Below are 17,037 nucleotides of genomic sequence, written 5' to 3'. Positions count from 1 at the left end.
ATTTTAAAAGTTTTTAAAATTCAACTGACTCAGATCAACGTTTTGCTGGAACTTTTTGCTTTTCACGCTGACGAACCACTTTTTCCACTTTTTCACGCGCACGTTGACGCTTTAAAGGGGATAAGTAATCCACAAATAATTTACCGTTTAAGTGATCCATTTCATGTTGAATACATACCGCCAATAGATCATCCGCTTCGACTTCAAAAGCTTGACCTTCAAGGTTAATTGCTTCAATTTTAACTCGTGACGGACGCTCAACTTTATCGTATATTTGAGGAACAGATAGACAGCCTTCCTCATAAGATAAGGTTTCTTCTGTAAGCGGTGTTATTTTGGGGTTAATGAACACCATAGGTTGGTCTTTGTCTTCAGACAGATCCATTACGATAAGCTGAATATGCTGATCGACCTGTGTAGCAGCCAGACCAATACCTGGCGCTTCATACATGGTTTCAAACATGTCTGCTGCTAACTGGCGAATTTCATCAGTTACCACATCGACAGGTTTTGCAATGGTGCGTAAACGGGGATCAGGAAAACTTAAAATAGGTAATAAGGCCATACTGTACCCTCTGTTGCTATGCCATTGATCTTAAAACTAAATGAAGAATATGCTTCATTAAAAAAATGTGTGTAATATGCGTATTATAACGCATATAGAGACATAATTTTAGGAATTATGATAATGAAAAAGGTTTTAACTGGCATAACGAACTTTCATGCCAAGGGGTTCAAGAAACAATTACTTGCTGTAACACTATGTTTAAGTGCAGGATTCACTTACATGGAAATCACACACGCAAGTCCAAATACCAATCCACCTGCACTGAAATCCAGTGCCCCCAATGTCTATGTGGTGAAACGTGGTGATACTTTATGGGATATTGCGGGGAAATTTTTAAGCAAGCCTTGGCGCTGGCCTGAAATCTGGGCAAGCAATAAGCATGTTAAAAATCCACATTGGATTTATCCAGGCGATAAATTATTGTTGTGTACTTTAGATGGTCGCCCATTGATTGGTGTAGATGAAGGTGATGGTTGTGATGGAATTATCCGTCGTCATCAAGGTGGAACATCTTTACGCCCTCAAATACGCGTTGAATCCTTAAATAATGCGATTTCAGTGATTCCATTATCAGATATTCAACCGTGGTTAGAACACAGTATTGTGGTCAATCCTGAATCTTTACAGAACATCCCTTATACCATCGGTGCTGCTGATAATCGTGTGATTACGGGTGCAGGACAAACCGTTTATGCGCGTGGAAATGGCTTAGTCGTGGGTCAACGTTATGGGATCTATCGTGAAGGCAAACCCTATACATTCCTCAATGCTGAAGGCAAAAAGTTTAATGCGGGCATGGAGTTAACTGAGGTTGCTTCTGCAACTGCGGCGGCTGGTGAAAATGATGTCACCACCCTAGAGTTAACCAAAAGTTATAATGCTGAAGTGCGTAAGGGCGACTATGTCCTACCAAGCTATGATGCTGAATTGCCGAGTTTGTTCTATCCAACCACCACCAATGAAGTCAGCAATGGCGGTAAAGTGGTTCGTGTACAAGGTTCAATTGGTACAGCAGCGCAATATAGTGTAGTCACCATTGACCGTGGTAGCTTACAAGGTGCTAAACCTGGGCAAGTCTTTAGTATTTACCAACAAGGTGAAACAGTCCGTGACCCAAAAACTAAAGAGTCTGTGAAATTACCAAGTCAAAAAATTGGTACACTGATGATCTTTAAGAGTTTTGATCACCTCAGCTATGCCTATATTTTGGAAAGTAATTTACCAATTAAAATGGGTGCTGAAATTAAACCACCTGCAATTGCAGATAACTAAGTTTTTCATGATGTGATTTAAATATGTTGAAGCAAATATCCAATGACCAATATGATGCCATCAGACTTTGGTATTTGGTTCAACATTCGCTCAGCGCTTTTCATAAATTAGAAACACATTTTGGTTCTATCGCAAAAGCGCTGCAAGCTGAAAATTTAAACCGCTGGTCTGAAGCCAAAATTCATAAAAACCATCTTGAAAGAGCCAGTGAATTTTTCACTGCGCTTGGGCAATCCAAATTTCAAGTTTGCTTCGATAAAATTCAACAACATACAGATTTTATTCTTTTAGATACCGACCCTCATTATCCTCAACAACTGCTACCTTATCCTGATCATCCACCAATTCTATTTGGTAAAGGTGCATTTCAGAATCTAAGTCAACCGCAAATCGCCATCGTGGGTAGCCGAAAGCCAAGTCCGCATGGCAAACAAGTGGCTTATGATTTTGCTTACTATTTGAGTGAAAAGGGCTTTTTTATTACCAGTGGCCTAGCACTGGGAATTGATGCCGCTGCACATATGGGTGGACTAAAACACCATCGAACCATTGCGGTGATCGGTACAGGCTTAGATCTGGTTTATCCTAGTCAAAATAGACAGTTACAAGAACAAATTTTGCAGCATTCAGGAACGATTTTGACTGAATACCTGCCAGAAACTCAGCCTATTCAGCGCAATTTTCCCTATCGAAATCGGATCGTGAGTGGTTTGAGCTTAGGTGTTGTTGTCGCAGAAGCACAACTGGGTAGTGGTTCACTGATTACGGCGCAAGCTGCCGCAGAACAAGGTAAAGTGATTTTTGCAATTCCAGGGCATATTTATGGAGAGCATCATCAAGGATGTCATCAGCTCATTCGTGAAGGGGCCATTCTGGTTGATCATCCAGAACAGATTGTTGAAGATTTAGCACTTCCCACCCAATGGCATTGTGCACAACAGTCTGAATCACTCTCCCCAATGCCAGAAATTCCCGAGCATTTATTTAAGCTGTATCAATTGCTGGATTGGATTGGGCAAGACTTAGATACGCTTGCTCAAAACGCAAATTTAGACATTGCACAACTCACAAGCGATCTTATGGAATTAGAACTTTTGGGTCACTGTATTCAACAATCTGGGCTGTACTTACGTTGCCGAGTCAGTTATTAAGGTTCACAATAGTGGCTTATTCCACGAAATGGCAAGGTAAACATAGATGATTACAACCTCAGTTGCTGAAGCTGCACAAATTCTTCAACAAGGTAAAGTCTTGGCTTATCCAACAGAGGCAGTATGGGGTTTAGGCTGTGATCCGTTCAATGAACAGGCTTTTTTAGAAATTTTAAGGCTTAAACAACGCCCTATAGAGAAAGGCGTAATTTTATTGGCAGGACAGCTCTCACAAGTTGAGCATCTATTAACAGAAATTGACCCTATTATTCGTGAACAAATCATTCAATCATGGACGCAACGCTCTAGAACAGAACGTGCAACAACTTGGCTACTTCCAGCTGATGATAAAATTCCACAATGGATTAAAGGCCAGCATGCTCAGGTTGCGGTTCGTGTAACCAATCACCCTTTGTGCATTGCCTTATGTAATGCCTTTAATGGCTTTATTGTGTCGACCAGTGCAAATTCGGCAGGTTTAGAACCAGCAAGATCTTTACAACAAGCCAGTCAATATTTTGGTTCGGAATTGAATTATTTAAACGGCGATCTTGGTTTAAGTCGCGAACCAAGCAAAATCATTGACGCATCTACAGCACAAGTGATTCGGGCTTAAACACGTTAAAATATTCATTCAAACATGGGTTCAGGGCCTGTTGGAATTTCATAAATGGCTTGCGTTGTAGGTTAAAATTGAGCAGGCAAGGCAGGAAACGAAGAGAATAGCGAGACTATTTTCGAGTTTCATAACGAAGGCTGAGATAATTTTAGCCACAACCCTGAGCAAGAACAAAGCATTGCTTTGTTTGCAGCGCAAGGCGTAGACGAATTTTCAACAGACCCTCAATATTGCCAATAAAAAGACAAAAAAAAACTCAGCCACATATAGGGTTGGCTGAGTATAAAAAAGGATGCGTTAAACACATCCAGAGGGTATGAAAAATTCAGTGTAGAACAATTTAATTAAGAAATTCTTAATTCGCTACGATGAAAATATTATCCTATAAATTTTTTTTGAATACAAATATATTCTTCTGAACAATATCTGTTCATTTGAGTGAATTGCAAATGACTTGAATTTCAATAATAAAACTAAGTGTTTAAATTTGTTTTACTATTTGAATTTTCAATAGTTAAATCACTAATTCAAAAACAAATTTTGCTCAGATTTAATACTTAAAAAGCGTAAAAAATAAAGTTTTAAATGAACACTTTTCACTCAAAACACTTTAAATTTTAACTCAATAATGTACTTTTTTTGACACTAAGTGACTTTTTTTGTGCCAATGCAATTCCCACTAAAATGACAATACCACCAATCGTATGCGACATCGTCCAGGCCTCATGCAACCAGAAGTAGGCAATGATTGCAGTAAATACTGGCATTAAATTCATAAAAATGCTGGTTCGATTTGGACCTAGATATTGCACAGCCATCATCCACAATAAAGGTGCAACAAGAGAAGGTAATATACCCGCATATAAAACGCTAGCGACATTGCCTTGGTTAATCGCATCAATGCCATAATAAAGCACAAATGGTAAATGGTAGACCAAGGTCAACGCAATTTGCACATAGAGGCTCAGCAATAATGGAACTTTCAATTGCCATTTTTTTAGAAAGACCCCATAAAAAGCATAAAAGAACACAGCCAAGACCATGATCAAATCACCAGAGTGCCCTGCCAATTGAGTCAAGTTGCTAAAATCCCCTCGGCCAATCACATACAGTAAACCAAGAAAAGACAAGATACTGCCGACAACAGCGAAGCGATTGGGAATTTCACGTAAAATAAGAATCGAAACAAAAATGGTAAATACTGGAATAAAGGCGTTGATAATGCCCATATTGGTTGCTGTGGTGTAATGCGCTGCGCTATATGCCAAGCCTTGATACAAGAACATACCAAAAGCACTCAGCACCACAAATTGCATAAAATGTTGTTTAACCAAATGTCGTTGCTTCCACACTTGGGGCAACATAAATGGGGTCAAAATAATAAATGCCACTAACCAGCGATAAAAGCTAATACTGACAGGTGAAATATAATCCGAAACATAACGTGTAACTGCAATATTCATTGACCAAATCAATACTGCAATGATCGGTAAACTGATTGCCCACCACATGGGTTTTGAATTGCTATACATAATTTTGACTGTCGAATAGGATCTGGAAATGATTATCGATGAAGTCGGAATAAATTTAAATATGGCATTTCAGACATCTATAGGGCTTTTCAGACAAATGCTATTTTATGCGTTTTTAAACCTAGAATAATTCCCAAGTTTTGATTGCTAAAGTCACCACACTTTGTAACTGTTCAGCACTAACCCCATCACGGGCTTGCATGGTTAAACCTTGAATCACCGTTGAATAATAATCTGTCATCGCTTGAATATTGGCGTGTGGGTTTAAGTCACCTTCTTTGACACCCTGTTGCAAACGTTGGTAGATATTTTCTTTGACTTGTTGTCTTTTCAGCAAAAGATCATGCTGAATCGGTGCATGTTCTTGTGAACAATTCATGGTTGCGGTAACCAACATACAACCCGTCGGTTTATTTTGTTGAACCAATTTTTTAAGGTTTTCATACAAATAAATTTCAATGGCGATTTTTGCTGTTTTGGCTTGTTGAAAAATAACCTCCAAAGGACATGCCTCATGCTTTAAGTAGTATTCCAAACAGGCATGAAACAACTGTGATTTATCTCCAAAACTACTATATATACTGGGTGCAGTAAGATTTAAGGCTTTGGTTAAATCGCTCATCGATGTGGATTCATAGCCATATTCCCAGAACAACAACATGGCTTTTTGTAGCGCTTGTTGTTCATCAAAACATTTAGGACGACCACGCCCACGCTTAGGTGCTTGTTTTTCAGCGACTAAAGCATGTTTTTCAGAATCAGCCATAACTTTCACATATATTTTTATAACGAACATTATTAAATTAATTGACAACACAAAATTAATCAAATATTTTATTTTTATAACGATCGTTAATGAATTAAAAAATACCTCCATATGCTTTCGCTTTACAGCAGGAATATATCTTCATGAATATGATGCAATCAGAAGTTTCAGAACCACAGTCCTCTGAGATTCCCCCCAGTAGCCAAGGGAGCTGGTTGGCGCTATTAACCGTTGCAATTACTGCTTTTGCTTTGGTCACCAGTGAGTTTCTCCCAATTGGTGTCCTCAACGACATTTCCAGTGATTTGCATGTATCTGTTGGTACAGCGGGTTTGATGATCACTCTCCCAGGGATCATGGCCGCCATAGCAGCACCACTCCTTCCCGTTCTAGTCAAAAATTTAGATCGACGTTACTTACTCCTAGCCCTGTCTGCAACGATGGTGTTTGCCAATGCCATCACTGCAATTGCATCAACTTTTGAAATTTTATTGCTGAGCCGTTTCATTCTTGGATTTGCAATTGGTGGATTTTGGGCGACTGCGATTGCCTTAAGTGGTCGTTTAGCACCAAGCCATTTACCTATTGCGAAAGCAACAGCAACTGTCATGGCTGGGGTAACTTTAGCCACTGTTCTTGGTGTACCGATTGGGACATGGCTAAGTGATGCATATGGCTGGCGAACATCATTTGGAATTACCTCCGCCATCGGCTTCGTTGTTTTACTGTTGGGAATTAAATTTATCCCAAGTTTAAAACCAGAATCTGCCATTCATTTTAAAGACTTACCTGCATTGCTAAGAATCAGTAAAGCCAGACAAGGTTTGATTATTATTTTGTTGATTGGTTTAGCTCATTTTTCATCATATAGCTATCTGACCCCGTTCTTTAAAAATTCAGCAGGCTTTGACAGCGCTACCATCAGTTCTCTACTGTTATTATTTGGTATCGCAGGTATCTTTGGGAATGCTTTTGCTGGTTATAGCGGTAATTTGAATGTACGTTATACCTTTGCATTCGTTGCCATCTGTTTTGCGGTTGTATTCTTTGGCTTTCCTCTATTTGCCATTCATCCATCAGGCGCCTTTATTCTTACAGCGCTTTGGGGCTTTGCATTTGGTGCATTTCCAACCACTGCCAATATTTGGATGTTTTTACACGCCCCTCAAGCTGTAGAAAAAGGCATGCCGTTATTTGTTGGTTTCTTCCAAGTGATGATTGCAACAGGTGCATTAATCGGTGGCTATGTTGTTGACCATTTTAATGCCAACATTTTATTGTATAGTGTACTGAGTTTTATCCTTTTGGCCTTTATTTCAATCTTCACGCTGAGTCGTGGATTAAATAACCCCAAAGCTGAAAACACTGCCATTCAATGTGAGAGTTAAGTCTTTTCAACTATGTATTCAGCGCTGATTTCTGTAGAAGAATTTTTCTACCAAAAGCATGATGTAGTGACACCCCATTCAAATTTATGGGGTGATTTTAATTTGAGTTTAAATGGGACTTTAGAACTCAATGTCGCAGAACAAACCTATCTGTCTCCACCAAGTTATGGTTTGTGGATTCCGCCGCAAACCGAACATTGTTGTACAGCTGTGGATGATCAACTGACGCATTACATCTGTATCCGTATTCATCCTCAGCTTTGTCAAAGCTTATCCCAAAGCACAAAGACTTTAAGTATTCGCCCTTTTTTACGTCATACCATTGAAGAAGTTTTAGAGCAGCAGAAACAAGGGATTCCATCATCTCCCTATTATCAACACTTATTAGAACTGTTGGTCGATCAAATCCAAAATAGTGTGTGTTATGAGCATTATTTACCGCAAACCAACCATCCCACACTCAAGCCTATTCTTGAGCATTTGTCGGATACAACACGCTTCCCCCAAAGCCTTCAGGAAATTCTCGATACTTTTCAGATTACTGAACGGCATGCACTTAGACTTAGCCAAGAGCACCTTAAACTTTCGCTGTCTGAATGGCGTAATCGCGCCAAGATTATTTATGCAATTTCATTGATCCAACAAGGCGTCTCAATTAAAAAAATTAGCTTAGACCTCGGCTATCAACATACGTCCAGCTTCATTGAGTTTTTTAAGCGTTACACTCATCAAACCCCAGCACAAATGCGAAATCTTTAAGATTGGGGTATTTTTCAAGCAGCCTAATTCCGCTTTACTGATAAGTTTATATACAAAAATACTATAGAAAATTGCCTTAAAATTGTGCATTTTGCATCTTATGCTCTAGATTAAGCATATAACTTTTTGAATTTGTATATATTACCGTCAAATTCATAAGAATTTTAAATAATGAAGGGTTCGAATAAATGAAAAAATTACTACTAGCTACACTATGTGCTTCAGCGTTTGCTTTAACTGCATGTGATAAAAAACCAGCTGATTCAGCTTCAGGAACTGAGAACAAACCTGCTGCAGCTGCGGTTTCTTTAAGTACCAACAATACTGCTGATATCAAAAGCGATTTAACTGCACTTCAAACAATGTCTACAGCGAAAGCTAAAGAAGCATTGAACTTCCAAACAGAAGTGATGCAAGCTGCACAAAAGGGTGATAAAGATGCACTGAAAGGTGTTGTCGATAAAATGAAAACTTATGTGGATGGTTTCAACAAAGATCTTGATGGTTTAGCACTTAAAAGTACTGAAGTTGCGTCTGTACGTGACAAAATGAAAGAGTCAAATAACCTAGGCGTTGAAATGTCTGAAGCTGGTTTAGCGACTTCACCAGATCCACAAAAAATCATGGAACTTCAAAAGAAAGGTACTGAGTTACAACAAAGCCTGTTAACTGAAATGCAAGCACTTCAAGCCAAAGCAAACGCTGCACCATAATCGATTAAATTTGATGCAGTTTTTAAAAGCAGATCCTATGATCTGCTTTTTTTATTACACTTATATACAAATGTAACTTGCTGAAATCTTGGAATATCGCTAAAACATTAGACATATTTCTAATCACTGTCTTTTGATTTTTAAGGATACCCCTATGAGCAATTCCGTTTATGACATCCCAGTCAATACCATCAAAGGTGAAGCGACGACCTTGAATCAATATCAAGGTAAAGTTCTTTTAATCGTTAACGTTGCATCTAAATGTGGCCTTACTCCACAATATGAAGGTTTAGAAAAACTATATACTGAAAAGAAAGATCAAGGTTTAGAAATCCTCGGCTTTCCTGCAAATAACTTTCTTGCGCAAGAGCCTGGAACAAATGATGAAATCGAGCAATTTTGCTCTTTAACTTACAATGTCGACTTCCCGCTTTTTGCTAAAATTTCAGTTGCTGGTGATGATAAACATCCACTTTATGACAGCTTAATTCATGCAATCCCTGAACGTATTGGTGAAGGTCCTTGGTGGAAAGACTTAGTCGATTATGGCCTAACACCAAACCCAAAACCTGAAGTCCTTTGGAACTTTGAAAAATTCTTAATCGGTAAAAATGGCGAAATCGTGGCACGTTTTGCACCAGATATCACTGCTGATGATCCACGAATTACATCTGCGATTGAAGCTGAATTAGCAAAATAGATTGAGCATTAAAAGCACTATGCTTTAAATAAATTTTTATATTTTGCAGTTTTGATCGAAAATTTTATATTTTCGATCAAAACTCCCTCTAGCTTTATTCACAATTTAAAATTTCGACAACCTTCAATAGCGTGCTAAAAATGCATTCTTTTTGCTTTTGTTTGAGTAGAAATGAATCTCTAAAGTTACAGACTGTATGTCCTTTGCAACAATCCTCAATCTCTACACTTTTGCAAATTATAGTGAATTCATAACCGATTAAATTACTTTTGGACAACGATGAAAAAGCTTTTACAAGGTGCGGTTTTGCCTTTTGTTATTTTTATTTCTGGCATGTTACTGCTAGGCTGTAATCAAGCAGCTGAACAATCACGTCAACAAGATGACGCTCAAGCGATTGAAACTGCGCAAATGAGTGAGAATACATCCGACTCAAATAATAATAATCAATCAACAGCAAAAAGTACTGAAGATTTAAAACAAGGCAATATGTTTTATATCGCACGTGATGTTGCCAACGTACAGCTGAAAACTGGTGACTATGTTGAAAAATTACAGCAAAGCCAATCTAATTTACAACAAGCGATACAATCACAAAATCAAGCTGAACTACAACAATCTGTCAAAACATTGACTCGTGAACTACAAGGCTTTAACACAGCATTGATTTCATTAGATTTAAAAAGCCAAGAGATTGATAGTATCCGCCAACAAGTGCTACAAGCCAATAAGCAAGTGCTTAACTCAGCACTGTTAAACGGTGATTTAGACATTTCAAAAGTTGATTTTAAGAAAATCGAACAACAAATGAATACCATCCAACTAGATATGCTTAAACTGGCAGGCATGATGATTCCTGAATCAAATACAGAGCAAGCCACTGAACAGAGTTAATTAGATTTGAACAGATCAGCCTTGGCTTGGCTTTGCGACATTACATGATCGATCTTGTCCTAGCGCGCGTTTAGCATCTAACTTAAAACGAGCTTGAGCAGACTTATAACTTGCGGGTAAAAATAGCGTTAAACGGGTTTTATTCTTTCCAATGGATTCCACCAAGGTTTTTGATAAATAGGCCCCACCCTCTGTACGGGTAAACAAGGTTCCCATTTCTAAATCTCGTTCTAGTCGATTGTCGGTAAAGACAAAATCTTTTTCGCCAGTAAACGCAACACATTGCCCATAGGCCATTTTCAAATTTTTAAATGCGACAACATAATCGATATCTAACTCTGTTTCTAAACCATTTCCCACTGAATTTGCCACCAAACTTGCTTCAGTGGGTGAATTGGGTGTAGTGACAAATTGACTTTGACATGCTGAAACAGCACTCAGTAGAAGTATTGAAAATAAATACCGACATTGAACTAATTTTTTCATTTTAAGTTTATTGGTTTTCTACAACAATGAATGGATTGTAGCAAAGTTCATGAACATGATTTAATAGCAGATTAACTGTATTTTTGTAGTGTTTCATGCAACTGATTTTATTCACAGGCGTACAAGCTTCGGGTAAATCTACTTTTTATCAACAGTATTTTTACCATACACATCTACGTATCAATCTCGATATGCTAAAAACACGCCATCGTGAAAAGATACTGTTTGAAGCAGCTATAGCCTCTAAAACCAAAATCGTGATAGATAACACCAACATGAGCAAAGCCGATCGAGCCCGTTATATTCAACTTGCCAAAACTGCTGACTTCGAGGTCATTTCATATTATTTTGAAACGGATCTAGACAGCACTTTACAGCGTAATGCACAACGTGAGGGTAAAGCCAATATTGCTGAAAAAGGCGTTAAAGCCACCTTTTATAAATTAGAAGTCCCGAATCGTTCAGAAGGTTTTGATGCGCTGTTTAAAGTAAATATGATAGAAAATAATGGCTTTTCAATTACTCATAACTGAATAAAAATTTAATGTTGAGCCAACCGCCATGTTTTAAATGCGGTTTGCATCTGTTGTTGTATTTCTTTAGGTACCTTACGAGCTGCTATATTGGAAAAATCTCCACGATAGGTTTCAGCCACAATTGAACTTGCCAAATCTTCGATCGCAATTCGACCTTTGTTCTGATACGCCAGAATTTCTACTTCGGTTAAATAAATATCCCAACATGAAACAACAGAACTCATATCTACGGCAATACTGAGATAGTAGTCATCTTGCGTTTGATAAAGTTCCCAAAAGTGCGCTTGTTGTTCGATGAGGTGCATTGTCTTCTATATCTCCTTTTTTATTGTTTAGATTATGCTAAAACTAGTCAGTGATGAAATATAACTTTAGCATGAGAATAACGAAGAAGTTTAACCATGAGATTTGATGATCTAGATACACGATTACGTGTTTATGAAACAGCTTATGATTTCTGTGTACCACCAGAACAATATATCGTTGTGCGTTTGGATGGACGTGGCTTTACCAAACTCACCAAAGATATTTGGAAATTTGAAGCGCCCTTTGATCTTCGTTTTAGGGACTTGATGGTCGAAACAACAGCTCACTTAATGCAATGTGGCTTTAATATTATTTATGGCTATACACAAAGCGATGAAATCTCCTTACTGTTTCATTTAAAAGATGACAGCTTTAATCGTAAAACACGAAAAATCATTTCTATTTTAGCCGCAGAAGCCAGTGCAAAGTTCAGTGTGTTACATGGTGAGATGGCAACTTTTGATGCTCGAATTTGTATACTGCCCAATGCAAAAACTGTTGAAGATTATTTTCGTTGGCGTCATGAAGATGCTCATCGCAACGCACTCAATGCACATTGCTATTGGATGTTGCGCAAGGAAGGAGAAAATGTAAAAAATGCAACCAACCAAGTAAAAGGATTATCTCGCCAAGAGAAGCATGATTTACTCTTTAGCCGTGACATTAACTTCAATGAATTGCCATCATGGCAAAAGCGTGGCACAGGTTTATATTGGAAAGATATTGAAAAAATTGGTTTTAATCCAAAAACTAAACAGTCGACAGTATCAACTCGTCGACACATTTTTAAAGACTATGAATTACCTTTGGGGGATGATTATAGTCATTTTATACAAACACAATTTTTATTGGACACTCCCCAAGGATAAGTTTCTAGCATGATGAGTTGTTATAAATTTGAACCCTCCATAAATTAATCGCATAAAAAAACCACCCTCACGGGTGGTTTTTCAATCTCAAACTGCGTCTTATAGCGCGCGGTTTTTGATTTTGCGAATGGTTTCCAACTGAGCAGCAGTTTCTGCAAGAGCAGCCAAAGCAGCAGCAGAGTCCAAATCGCTTTTTTGATTTGCAAGCAATTGTTCAGCATTTTTACGTGCTTCAAGAATTGCAGCTTCATCTAAGTTGTCAGCACGAACTGCAGTATCTGCAAGCACAGTAACAACATGCGGTTGAACTTCTAGAACACCACCAGATACATAGATTAACTCTTCTGTACCGTTTTCAAGCAGAACGCGAATTGCGCCCGGCTTGAGTAAGGTGACTAACGGAGCGTGACCAGGCATGATACCCAATTCACCGCCAGCACCTTTTGCGATAAGCATTGTCACAGTGCCTGAGTACAAAGACTCATTAACACTTACAACATCACATTGCATAGTCGACATGTGAATCTCCTAAATTAGAGTTGCTAATTAAAGCTTCTCGGCTTTAGCGATCACTTCGTCAATACCACCAACCATATAGAACGCTTGTTCTGGGATGTGATCGTATTCACCAGCTAGAAGACCTTTAAAGCCACGAATTGTTTCTTTAAGTGGTACAAGTTTACCAGGAGCACCAGTAAACACTTCAGCTACGTGGAACGGTTGAGAGAAGAAACGTTGGATTTTACGCGCACGGTAAACAATCAACTTATCTTCTTCTGCTAACTCGTCCATACCCAAGATTGCGATGATGTCTTTAAGCTCTTTATAACGTTGCAATACGTTCTGTACAGAACGTGCAATTTCATAATGCTCAGCACCAACAACAAGTGGATCTAACTGACGTGAAGTAGAGTCAAGTGGATCGATCGCTGGGTAAATACCAGAAGATGCGATGTCACGGCTCAATACTACAGTTGCATCTAAATGAGCAAATGTAGTTGCAGGCGATGGATCTGTTAAGTCATCGGCAGGTACATATACCGCTTGGATAGATGTAATCGAACCAGACTTAGTCGATGTAATACGTTCTTGAAGAACACCCATCTCTTCTGCAAGCGTCGGTTGGTAACCTACTGCAGATGGCATACGACCTAAAAGAGCAGATACTTCAGTACCAGCCAATGTGTAACGGTAAATGTTGTCAACGAACAACAATACGTCACGGCCTTTACCGTTTTCATCTTTCTCATCACGGAAGTATTCAGCCATGGTCAAACCAGTTAACGCTACGCGTAAACGGTTACCCGGTGGCTCATTCATCTGACCGTAGACCATTGCTACTTTGTCAAGAACGTTAGAATCTTTCATCTCGTGGTAGAAGTCATTACCTTCACGAGTACGCTCACCAACACCAGCAAACACAGATAAACCTGAGTGAGCTTTCGCGATGTTGTTGATCAATTCCATCATGTTTACAGTTTTACCAACACCGGCACCACCGAATAAACCAACTTTACCACCTTTAGCAAACGGGCAAAGTAAGTCAATGACTTTAATACCAGTTTCTAAAAGGTCAGTAGAAGCAGCTTGTTCAGCATAAGAAGGTGCTTGACGGTGAATCGGCAAACGCGCTTCAGTCGCAACTGGACCAGCTTCGTCGATTGGGCGACCAAGAACGTCCATGATACGACCTAAACATGCAGTACCTACAGGTACAGAAATAGGTGCACCAGTATTAGATACGTTTAGACCACGTTTAAGACCTTCTGTAGATCCCATTGCGATGGTACGAACTACACCATCACCAAGTTGTTGCTGAACTTCTAAAGTAGTTTCAGTACCGTCAACTTGGAGAGCGTCATAGATCTTAGGAACGCTATTGCGTTCAAACTCGACGTCGATAACCGCGCCGATGATCTGAATGATACGACCGCTACTCATTGCTGTCTCCTCAATTCAAAATAATGTTAAACGGCAGCGGCACCACCAACGATCTCAGAAATTTCCTGAGTAATCGCGGCTTGACGCAGCTTGTTATAAATGAGTTGTAGGCTCTTGATAAGATCACCTGCGTTGTCAGTTGCAGCTTTCATTGCAACCATACGAGCAGACTGCTCACATGCGATGTTTTCAATCACACCTTGATAAACCATAGACTCAATGTAACGAACCAATAAACCATTTAAAAGCTCTTCAGCTTCTGGTTCATATAGATAATCCCAACCATATTGGCGGTTAAGATCCTCGTCCGTATCAGCCGCAGCTAATGGAACAAGTTGTTCGATTTTTTGGTTTTGAGTCATGGCATTGACAAAGCCGTTTGACACAAGATAAATACGATCTAACTCGCCTTTATCAAATGCATCTAACATCACCTGTACAGAACCAGTTAACTGTTCAAGACTTGGAGCATCACCTACTTGCGTAGTTGCGCCAAGTACTTTACCGCCGTAGTTTTTAAAAAACGAAACCGCTTTTTGACCAATTAAAGCAAATTGAACTTCAATTGACTGCTCTTGTTGCTGTTGTACGTGTTTTACCACTTTTTTGAACAAGTTAATGTTCAAACCACCAGCAAGACCACGATCTGAAGAAACAATGATATAGCCAACGCGTTTTACAGGGCGTTCAACCATATAGCGATGTTTGTATTCAGGATTCGCTTGGACCAAATGAGCAATTACACGGTGCATATTTTCGGCATACGGACGGCCCTGAGCCATGCGCTCTTGCGCACGACGCATCTTAGAAGCTGCTACCATTTGCATCGCGCGAGTAATCTTTTGCGTGCTTTTGATACTAGCTACTTTGGCGCGAATTTCTTTTAAATTTGCCATACGCTTAACCTAGTATTCGAAAGCCCTTTCGAGCTTCCGAAGGTTGATCCGTGAACCAAACCATAACTAACAACAACATACATTGAAATTAGTAAGTTTGAGTCGCTTTAAAGCTTTCAATACCTGCTTTGATTGCAGCTTCGATGTCTTTGTCGTAGTTACCAGTTTCATCGATGTTTTGCATTAACGCAGCATGTTCTGAACGGAAGTAAGAAATTAACGCAGTATCAAAGTCTACGATTTTCTTCACTTCAACGTCAGCCATGTAGCCTTCGTTAGATGCATAAATTGAAACAGCTTGGTCAGCAATTGAATATGGAGCATATTGTTTTTGCTTCATTAATTCAGTTACACGTTGACCATGTTCAAGTTGCTTACGAGTTGCTTCATCAAGGTCAGAAGCGAACTGAGCAAATGCTGCCAATTCACGGTATTGCGCCAAAGCAGTACGGATACCACCAGACAATTTTTTGATGATCTTCGTTTGAGCAGAACCACCAACACGCGATACAGAGATACCCGCGTTCACAGCAGGACGAATACCTGCGTTGAATAATGATGTTTCTAAGAAGATCTGACCATCAGTAATCGAAATTACGTTTGTCGGTACGAATGCAGATACGTCACCCGCTTGAGTTTCAATAATTGGCAATGCAGTTAATGAACCAGTTTGGCCTTTAACTTCACCATTAGTGAATTTCTCAACATAGTCAGCAGATACACGAGAAGCACGTTCAAGTAGACGTGAATGAAGATAGAACACGTCACCTGGGTAAGCTTCACGACCTGGTGGACGACGAAGAAGCAATGAAATTTGACGGTAAGCAACAGCTTGTTTAGACAAGTCATCATAAATGATAAGTGCGTCTTCACCGCGGTCACGGAAGTACTCGCCCATTGTACAACCAGCATATGGAGCAAGATACTGCATTGCTGCAGGATCAGCTGCAGCAGCTGCTACAACAGTTGTGTACGCCATAGCGCCAGTTTCTTCAAGCTTACGTACTACGTTTGCAATTGTTGATTGTTTTTGACCAATCGCAACGTATACACACTTAATGCCTGATTGTTTTTGAGCAATGATCGCATCGATCGCCATTGCTGTTTTACCAGTTTGACGGTCACCGATGATCAACTCACGCTGACCACGACCAACAGGGATCATTGTATCTACTGATTTATAACCAGTTTGTACAGGTTGATCCACTGATTGACGCCAAATTACACCTGGTGCTACTTTTTCAACAGCATCAGTAAGTTTTGCATCAATAGGGCCTTTACCATCAATCGGGTTACCCAAAGCATCTACTACACGGCCTAAAAGTTCTGGACCAACCGGAACTTCTAATACACGACCTGTGCAACGAGCTTTTTGACCTTCTTGAAGGCTTAAGTAGTTACCTAAGACAACGGCACCCACTGAATCCTGTTCTAGGTTCAGTGCCATACCAAATAAGCCGCCGTCGAATTCGATCATTTCACCGTACATTGCATCAGCAAGGCCGTGAATACGCACAATACCGTCGGAAACCATAACAATGGTCCCTTCGTTCTTAGCGGTCGCGCTGGTGTCCAGATCGCCGATACGCTGTTTAATGAGCGCACTGATCTCGGATGGATTCAGTTGTTGCATTGCGCTAT

Annotated in this window: 19 protein-coding genes; 10 read left to right on the top strand and 9 right to left on the bottom strand. The window is 39.5% G+C overall.

Annotated elements, in window-relative coordinates:
- Positions 1-34 precede the first annotated feature (34 nt).
- On the bottom strand, positions 35-565 hold the full coding sequence (gene def, locus CQZ96_RS14560; protein WP_004723400.1) for a peptide deformylase: 531 nt from the start codon (positions 563-565) through the stop codon (positions 35-37).
- A gap of 123 nt (positions 566-688) precedes the next feature.
- Between def and CQZ96_RS14555 the strand changes: the two genes are divergently transcribed.
- From CQZ96_RS14555 to CQZ96_RS14545, 3 genes are read left to right on the top strand one after another with little or no spacing between them, the layout of a single operon-like run.
- Complete coding sequence (locus tag CQZ96_RS14555; protein WP_034618195.1) at positions 689-1,840, top strand: LysM peptidoglycan-binding domain-containing protein; 1,152 nt, start codon at positions 689-691, stop codon at positions 1,838-1,840.
- Positions 1,841-1,863: 23 nt separating this feature from the next.
- The gene (gene dprA, locus CQZ96_RS14550; RefSeq protein ID WP_105714234.1) at positions 1,864-2,991 is read left to right on the top strand and encodes a DNA-processing protein DprA; all 1,128 of its coding nucleotides are present in this window, start codon (positions 1,864-1,866) and stop codon (positions 2,989-2,991) included.
- Between the two features lie 46 nt (positions 2,992-3,037).
- Positions 3,038-3,607 (top strand): L-threonylcarbamoyladenylate synthase, encoded by a 570-nt coding sequence (locus tag CQZ96_RS14545; RefSeq protein WP_096735350.1) that lies wholly within the window; start codon positions 3,038-3,040, stop codon positions 3,605-3,607.
- Positions 3,608-4,227: 620 nt separating this feature from the next.
- Here the strand turns inward: CQZ96_RS14545 and CQZ96_RS14540 are convergent.
- Both CQZ96_RS14540 and CQZ96_RS14535 read right to left on the bottom strand, forming a co-directional pair.
- Entirely contained in the window at positions 4,228-5,121 is an 894-nt protein-coding gene (locus tag CQZ96_RS14540) for a DMT family transporter (RefSeq protein ID WP_004823721.1), read from the bottom strand.
- 142 nt (positions 5,122-5,263) lie between these two features.
- The gene (locus CQZ96_RS14535) at positions 5,264-5,908 is read right to left on the bottom strand and encodes a TetR/AcrR family transcriptional regulator (protein ID WP_004823720.1); all 645 of its coding nucleotides are present in this window, start codon (positions 5,906-5,908) and stop codon (positions 5,264-5,266) included.
- 149 nt (positions 5,909-6,057) lie between these two features.
- On the opposite strand from CQZ96_RS14535, the gene CQZ96_RS14530 reads away from it, so the two are divergent.
- The 5 genes from CQZ96_RS14530 to CQZ96_RS14510 all read left to right on the top strand — a co-directional run bounded on the left by CQZ96_RS14530 (position 6,058) and on the right by CQZ96_RS14510 (position 10,362).
- Positions 6,058-7,296, top strand: coding sequence for an MFS transporter (locus CQZ96_RS14530; protein WP_227515188.1), 1,239 nt, complete (start codon positions 6,058-6,060; stop codon positions 7,294-7,296).
- Between the two features lie 12 nt (positions 7,297-7,308).
- Positions 7,309-8,055 (top strand): helix-turn-helix domain-containing protein, encoded by a 747-nt coding sequence (locus CQZ96_RS14525; protein WP_105714233.1) that lies wholly within the window; start codon positions 7,309-7,311, stop codon positions 8,053-8,055.
- A 188-nt stretch (positions 8,056-8,243) separates the two neighbouring features.
- Positions 8,244-8,768, top strand: coding sequence for a hypothetical protein (locus CQZ96_RS14520; protein ID WP_004723410.1), 525 nt, complete (start codon positions 8,244-8,246; stop codon positions 8,766-8,768).
- Positions 8,769-8,922: 154 nt separating this feature from the next.
- On the top strand, positions 8,923-9,468 hold the full coding sequence (locus tag CQZ96_RS14515; protein ID WP_004723411.1) for a glutathione peroxidase: 546 nt from the start codon (positions 8,923-8,925) through the stop codon (positions 9,466-9,468).
- 279 nt (positions 9,469-9,747) lie between these two features.
- Positions 9,748-10,362, top strand: coding sequence for a hypothetical protein (locus CQZ96_RS14510; RefSeq protein ID WP_105714232.1), 615 nt, complete (start codon positions 9,748-9,750; stop codon positions 10,360-10,362).
- A 15-nt stretch (positions 10,363-10,377) separates the two neighbouring features.
- On the opposite strand, the gene CQZ96_RS14505 is transcribed toward CQZ96_RS14510, so the two are convergent.
- Positions 10,378-10,848, bottom strand: coding sequence for a hypothetical protein (locus CQZ96_RS14505; protein WP_105714231.1), 471 nt, complete (start codon positions 10,846-10,848; stop codon positions 10,378-10,380).
- 95 nt (positions 10,849-10,943) lie between these two features.
- Here CQZ96_RS14505 and CQZ96_RS14500 point away from each other — a divergent pair, with 95 nt between their 5' ends.
- On the top strand, positions 10,944-11,381 hold the full coding sequence (locus CQZ96_RS14500) for an ATP-binding protein (RefSeq protein WP_105714230.1): 438 nt from the start codon (positions 10,944-10,946) through the stop codon (positions 11,379-11,381).
- A gap of 8 nt (positions 11,382-11,389) precedes the next feature.
- On the opposite strand, the gene CQZ96_RS14495 is transcribed toward CQZ96_RS14500, so the two are convergent.
- Positions 11,390-11,689: a hypothetical protein gene (locus tag CQZ96_RS14495; RefSeq protein ID WP_105714229.1), complete on the bottom strand. Its 300-nt coding sequence runs from the start codon at positions 11,687-11,689 to the stop codon at positions 11,390-11,392.
- A gap of 96 nt (positions 11,690-11,785) precedes the next feature.
- Between CQZ96_RS14495 and CQZ96_RS14490 the strand changes: the two genes are divergently transcribed.
- Entirely contained in the window at positions 11,786-12,559 is a 774-nt protein-coding gene (locus CQZ96_RS14490; RefSeq protein WP_105714228.1) for a tRNA(His) guanylyltransferase Thg1 family protein, read from the top strand.
- Positions 12,560-12,658: 99 nt separating this feature from the next.
- On the opposite strand, the gene CQZ96_RS14485 is transcribed toward CQZ96_RS14490, so the two are convergent.
- The 4 genes from CQZ96_RS14485 to atpA form a co-directional block, all read right to left on the bottom strand.
- A complete protein-coding gene (locus tag CQZ96_RS14485) occupies positions 12,659-13,078 on the bottom strand; it encodes a F0F1 ATP synthase subunit epsilon (RefSeq protein ID WP_056518359.1) in 420 nt (139 codons plus the stop codon).
- Positions 13,079-13,105: 27 nt separating this feature from the next.
- Positions 13,106-14,500, bottom strand: coding sequence for a F0F1 ATP synthase subunit beta (gene atpD / locus CQZ96_RS14480; RefSeq protein WP_004723420.1), 1,395 nt, complete (start codon positions 14,498-14,500; stop codon positions 13,106-13,108).
- A 26-nt stretch (positions 14,501-14,526) separates the two neighbouring features.
- The gene (gene atpG / locus CQZ96_RS14475) at positions 14,527-15,396 is read right to left on the bottom strand and encodes a F0F1 ATP synthase subunit gamma (protein WP_004723421.1); all 870 of its coding nucleotides are present in this window, start codon (positions 15,394-15,396) and stop codon (positions 14,527-14,529) included.
- Between the two features lie 88 nt (positions 15,397-15,484).
- Complete coding sequence (atpA, locus tag CQZ96_RS14470; RefSeq protein ID WP_004723422.1) at positions 15,485-17,029, bottom strand: F0F1 ATP synthase subunit alpha; 1,545 nt, start codon at positions 17,027-17,029, stop codon at positions 15,485-15,487.
- Between the last annotated feature and the right edge of the window lie 8 nt (positions 17,030-17,037).

This window comes from Acinetobacter sp. MYb10 (assembly GCF_002980175.2).
Taxonomy (GTDB): Bacteria; Pseudomonadota; Gammaproteobacteria; order Pseudomonadales; family Moraxellaceae; genus Acinetobacter; species Acinetobacter guillouiae.
Note: the sequence above shows the minus strand (reverse complement) of the source record. Positions and strands in the feature narration are given on the sequence as shown.

Excerpts from the sequence above, each read along its gene's own strand:
- atpA (WP_004723422.1), bottom strand. The coding sequence starts at position 17,029 with ATGCAACAACTGAATCCATCCGAGATCAGTGCGCTCATTAAACAGCGT.
- CQZ96_RS14490 (WP_105714228.1), top strand. The coding sequence starts at position 11,786 with ATGAGATTTGATGATCTAGATACACGATTACGTGTTTATGAAACAGCT.
- CQZ96_RS14520 (WP_004723410.1), top strand. The coding sequence starts at position 8,244 with ATGAAAAAATTACTACTAGCTACACTATGTGCTTCAGCGTTTGCTTTA.
- CQZ96_RS14530 (WP_227515188.1), top strand. The coding sequence starts at position 6,058 with ATGATGCAATCAGAAGTTTCAGAACCACAGTCCTCTGAGATTCCCCCC.
- CQZ96_RS14500 (WP_105714230.1), top strand. The coding sequence starts at position 10,944 with ATGCAACTGATTTTATTCACAGGCGTACAAGCTTCGGGTAAATCTACT.
- CQZ96_RS14495 (WP_105714229.1), bottom strand. The coding sequence starts at position 11,689 with ATGCACCTCATCGAACAACAAGCGCACTTTTGGGAACTTTATCAAACG.
- CQZ96_RS14525 (WP_105714233.1), top strand. The coding sequence starts at position 7,309 with ATGTATTCAGCGCTGATTTCTGTAGAAGAATTTTTCTACCAAAAGCAT.
- CQZ96_RS14555 (WP_034618195.1), top strand. The coding sequence starts at position 689 with ATGAAAAAGGTTTTAACTGGCATAACGAACTTTCATGCCAAGGGGTTC.
- CQZ96_RS14505 (WP_105714231.1), bottom strand. The coding sequence starts at position 10,848 with ATGAAAAAATTAGTTCAATGTCGGTATTTATTTTCAATACTTCTACTG.
- CQZ96_RS14535 (WP_004823720.1), bottom strand. The coding sequence starts at position 5,908 with ATGGCTGATTCTGAAAAACATGCTTTAGTCGCTGAAAAACAAGCACCT.
- CQZ96_RS14510 (WP_105714232.1), top strand. The coding sequence starts at position 9,748 with ATGAAAAAGCTTTTACAAGGTGCGGTTTTGCCTTTTGTTATTTTTATT.
- CQZ96_RS14515 (WP_004723411.1), top strand. The coding sequence starts at position 8,923 with ATGAGCAATTCCGTTTATGACATCCCAGTCAATACCATCAAAGGTGAA.
- CQZ96_RS14540 (WP_004823721.1), bottom strand. The coding sequence starts at position 5,121 with ATGTGGTGGGCAATCAGTTTACCGATCATTGCAGTATTGATTTGGTCA.
- def (WP_004723400.1), bottom strand. The coding sequence starts at position 565 with ATGGCCTTATTACCTATTTTAAGTTTTCCTGATCCCCGTTTACGCACC.
- CQZ96_RS14485 (WP_056518359.1), bottom strand. The coding sequence starts at position 13,078 with ATGTCGACTATGCAATGTGATGTTGTAAGTGTTAATGAGTCTTTGTAC.
- atpD (WP_004723420.1), bottom strand. The coding sequence starts at position 14,500 with ATGAGTAGCGGTCGTATCATTCAGATCATCGGCGCGGTTATCGACGTC.
- atpG (WP_004723421.1), bottom strand. The coding sequence starts at position 15,396 with ATGGCAAATTTAAAAGAAATTCGCGCCAAAGTAGCTAGTATCAAAAGC.
- dprA (WP_105714234.1), top strand. The coding sequence starts at position 1,864 with ATGTTGAAGCAAATATCCAATGACCAATATGATGCCATCAGACTTTGG.
- CQZ96_RS14545 (WP_096735350.1), top strand. The coding sequence starts at position 3,038 with ATGATTACAACCTCAGTTGCTGAAGCTGCACAAATTCTTCAACAAGGT.